This is a genomic window from Curtobacterium sp. A7_M15 (assembly GCF_030705415.1).
Taxonomy (GTDB): domain Bacteria; phylum Actinomycetota; class Actinomycetes; order Actinomycetales; family Microbacteriaceae; genus Curtobacterium.
This window is the reverse complement of the sequence record NZ_JAUZED010000138.1, coordinates 1-2,808: the sequence shown is the minus strand read 5'-3', so window position 1 is coordinate 2,808 and position 2,808 is coordinate 1. Positions and strand designations below refer to the sequence as shown.

Sequence of the window (2,808 nt, the reverse complement as noted above, 5' to 3'; positions counted from 1 at the left end):
TGCCCCCCCGGCGCAGGGGGGGGGGGGGGCGGGCCCGCCCCGCGCCTCCAGTCCGTCACCGGTCGGGTACCGTACAACGCATGCCGGACAGCGCATCGCGCGACCTCCAGCGGACGGGAGTCCGCGCCGTGGTCCGGCGTACCTACCACTCGGTCATCCGGCACCGCGTCGTCGACGCGGCGGCGTCGCTGACGTTCTTCGCGTTGCTGACGGTGTTCCCGACCACGCTGACCGTGGTCTCGGCCCTGTCGATCGTGGACCGGCAGGGCGACAGCCTCGAGGACATCATCGGGATCCTCGGGTTCATCGTGCGCCCGGAGACGGCGTCACACCTCGAGGGCCCGCTCCGGCAGCTCCTCACCCTGGACAACCCCTGGCTCGGCTTCGCGATCGGCGTCGTGCTGACGCTGTGGTCGCTCTCCGGGTACGCGACGGCGTTCGGACGGGCGATGAACACCGCGTACGAGGTGGAAGAAGGGCGCCGCATCTGGAAGTTCCGCAGCATGATGCTCCTCGTCACCCTGCTGGTGATGGTCGGTGGCGCGATCGCGATCGTGATCCTGCTCGGCACGCCGACGATCTCGGCCGCGGTCATCCGGTCGTTCGGGTGGGCGCCGTGGATCGACGACCTGTGGAACGTGGTGAAGTGGCCGATCCTGGCGGCCGACCTCGTGGTGATGGTGGCGACGCTGTACTACGCCACCCCGAACGTGAAGACGCCGCAGCTGCGGTGGGTGTCCGCCGGAGCAGGGTTCGCGATCGTGACGTGGGCGCTGGCGACGGTGGGCTTCGCGCTCTACGTCGAGACGATCGGTGGCAGCAACAAGGCCTACGGGTGGTTGGGCGGCGCGATCCTGCTGCTCGTGTACCTGTACATCTCGAACTTCGTGCTCGTGGTGGGCGGTGAGCTCGACTCCGAGGTGATCCGGATGCGGCAGCTGCTCGCCGGCATCGAGGCCGACGAGTCGATCCGGCTGCCGCTGCGGGACGTCACGCGGAACTTCACGCTCGCCCGGTGGCGGGACGCCGACATCGCGGCCGCGCACCACGTCCGGACGATCGCCGCGCAGCGGGCGGCCGAGGACGACGTCGAGCCCGCCCGGGCCGAGCAAGCGGAGCACCTCCGGGACCTGTCCCGGCAGGTGCGGGTCGGCGAGCCCCCGCTGCCGTAGCCGCGGCGCGCCGCGCCGCGCGTCAGCGCTCGCGCGCCGCCTGGTCGAGCATCTCCTCGGTGACGACCGGGATCGCCCCCGTCGCCAGCTCGATCCCGGAGAGTCGGGCGGGCGAGAGGACCCGCTGGACCTGGTCCTCGTCCATGAGCCCCGCCGCGGTGACGAGCGTCGCGATGGGCGTCGAGGTCGTCAGCGCCGTGTGCGCGATCGACGCCGCCGCCGCGTACCCGATGTACGGCGTCAGGGCGGTGACGACGCCGACGTTCGTGTCCACCTGCGCCGCGAGCTTGGCCTCGTTCGCCTCGATCCCGGCCACGCAGTTCACCCGGAGCGTCGCGCACCCGCTGGCCATCCACTGCAGGGACTGCAGGATCGAGTGGGCGATGATCGGTTCGAACGCGTTGAGCTGCAGCTGGCCGCCCTCGGCCGCCATCGTGACCGTGGTGTCCGCCCCCGCGACCGCGAACGCGATCTGGTTGACGACCTCGGGGATGACGGGGTTCACCTTGCCGGGCATGATCGAGGACCCCGCCTGCCGTGCCGGCAGCGTGATCTCCCCCAGGCCGGCCTGCGGGCCCGAGGCCAGCAGCCGGAGGTCGTTGCAGATCTTCGACAGCTTCGCCGCGCTCCGCTTCACGGTGCCGGACAGGGTCATGAACGCGCCGGCGTCGCTCGTCGCCTCGATGAGGTCCGGTGCCGTCACGATGTCGAGCCCCGACGCGACCTGCAGCTGCCGCCGGACCTCGTCGCGGTACTGGGGGTCGGCCGTGATGCCGGTACCGATCGCCGTCGCACCGAGGTTCGTCTCGGCGAGCAGCGGCATGACGGTCTTCAGCAGGAGGACGTCCTCCTGGATGGTGTGCGCGAAGCCGGTGAACTCCTGCCCGAGGGTCATCGGCACGGCGTCCTGCAGCTGCGTCCGTCCGATCTTCAGGACGTCGGCGAAGGCGTGGCCCCGCTCGGCGAAGGCGTCGGACAGCGCCTCGAGCTGCGACACGAGCCGCCGCACGCCGAGGATCATCGCGAGCTTGATGCTCGTCGGGTACGTGTCGTTCGTCGACTGGCTGCGGTTGACGTGGTCGATCGGGTGCAGGTACGCGTAGTCGCCCTTCGCGCGGCCGAGGAGCTCGAGCGCACGGTTGGCGAGCACCTCGTTCGTGTTCATGTTCGTCGAGGTCCCCGCGCCGCCCTGCACGATGTCGACGACGAACTGGTCGCGCCAGCGGCCGTCTCGGACCTCCTGCGCGGCACGGTCGATGGCGTCGGCACGCTCGGCGTCGAGCACCCCGATCGCCTTGTTCGCCCGGGCGGCGGCCTGCTTCACGGTCGCGAGGGCCTCGACGAGGTCCGGGTAGACCGCGATCGGCACCGAGGTGATGGGGAAGTTCTCGAGCGCTCGGAGGGTGTTGATCCCCCAGTACGCGTCCGCTGGGACCTCGCGCGACCCCAGGGAGTCGGTCTCGGTACGGGTCGGTGCTGCATCGTTGCCGGTCACGCCCACGAGGGTAGCCCGTCCGGCCGGTCGGGGCCGGGCCCCGGTCCGGGCGGGCGCGTCGCGCGAGGACGCGACGCGCGGGATCGTCGCGTGTGGCGCCCTGGACGCACGCCGTGACGGCCTGGAGGCGCGGTGCGGGCC

The 2,808-nt window shown here is 71.5% G+C and carries 2 protein-coding genes; one reads left to right on the top strand and one right to left on the bottom strand.

The window, feature by feature from the left end; translation table 11 throughout:
- Positions 1–80: 80 nt before the first annotated feature.
- Entirely contained in the window at positions 81–1,172 is a 1,092-nt protein-coding gene (locus Q7F20_RS16760; RefSeq protein ID WP_305741205.1) for a YihY/virulence factor BrkB family protein, read from the top strand.
- A gap of 22 nt (positions 1,173–1,194) precedes the next feature.
- On the opposite strand, the gene Q7F20_RS16755 is transcribed toward Q7F20_RS16760, so the two are convergent.
- Positions 1,195–2,667 (bottom strand): aspartate ammonia-lyase, encoded by a 1,473-nt coding sequence (locus Q7F20_RS16755; RefSeq protein WP_305741204.1) that lies wholly within the window; start codon positions 2,665–2,667, stop codon positions 1,195–1,197.
- Positions 2,668–2,808: the final 141 nt, after the last annotated feature.